At 42.2% G+C, this 991-nt stretch carries 1 protein-coding gene and 1 other annotated feature; the gene reads left to right on the forward strand.

Going from position 1 to position 991, the window contains the following annotated elements:
• The coding region (locus HLH16_RS07810; RefSeq protein ID WP_171528885.1) for an IS3 family transposase at positions 1 to 953 on the forward strand (953 nt) is incomplete at its 5' end.
• Positions 9 to 125, forward strand: a sequence feature (AL1L pseudoknot). Its footprint overlaps the gene before it by 117 nt.
• Positions 954 to 991: the final 38 nt, after the last annotated feature.

Genomic DNA, 991 nt, shown 5'->3' on the forward strand with positions numbered 1-991 from the left:
AAAGCAGCCGCTTTTTTCGCCCAGGCGGAGCTCGACCGCCCACACAAATAATGGTGGATTTTATCCATAATAATAAAGAGCTGTACGGAGTCGAGGCGATTTGTAGAATTTTACCTATCGCACCTTCAACCTATTACCGAACTTTAGATCTCGCGGACAATCCAGAACATCGAGCGAAACGAGATTTACATGACTTGCATCATGCTGAACAAATTAAACGAATTTGGAAGGAAAGTTCAGGTCGATATGGTGTACGTAAAGTTTGGCAAAAACTGAAACGTGAAGGCTATATTATTGCGCGCTGTACAGTTGCTCGATTGATGCAAAAGCTAGGTATACAAGGTGTTTGGCGTGGTAAGAATAAACAAACTACCCGTAGCCGAGATGATCAAAAACGAGCAGATGACTTGGTGAAACGCAATTTTAGTGCTGATCAGCCTGACCAGCTGTGGGTCGCTGACTTCACGTATATTCAAACAAATGCAGGCTGGGTCTATACCGCCTTTATTATTGATGTGTTCTCACGAGCAATTGTTGGATGGAAAGTATCAACACGTATGAATACAGACATGGTGCTCGATGCACTGGAGCAAGCATTGCATGATCGAGGCATGCCAAAGAACGTGATTCATCATAGTGACAGAGGCGTACAGTATCTTTCTATTCGCTATACCAATCGTTTAGAAGCAGCAAATTTAAGGGCATCAGTCGGTACGACCGGTGATTCATACGATAATGCTTTGGCTGAAACGATGAATGGCTTATACAAAACAGAGGTGATTGAATATTTAAAAGCAGATTGGCAAGGTTTAGCAGATGTACAACTTGCGACACTAAACTGGGTAGATTGGTTCAATAAAGAACGTGTACATAGTGCGCTAGGTTATGTGTCACCTTTTGATTTTGAAGCAATGTACTATGATAAAATTAATCCGTTAGGTCAGGTAGCCTAACTTAAATAAACTGTCTCCGACAAACCCGGTACGGTTCA

This window comes from Acinetobacter sp. ANC 5378, assembly GCF_013004315.1.
In the GTDB taxonomy this organism is placed as follows: domain Bacteria; phylum Pseudomonadota; class Gammaproteobacteria; order Pseudomonadales; family Moraxellaceae; genus Acinetobacter.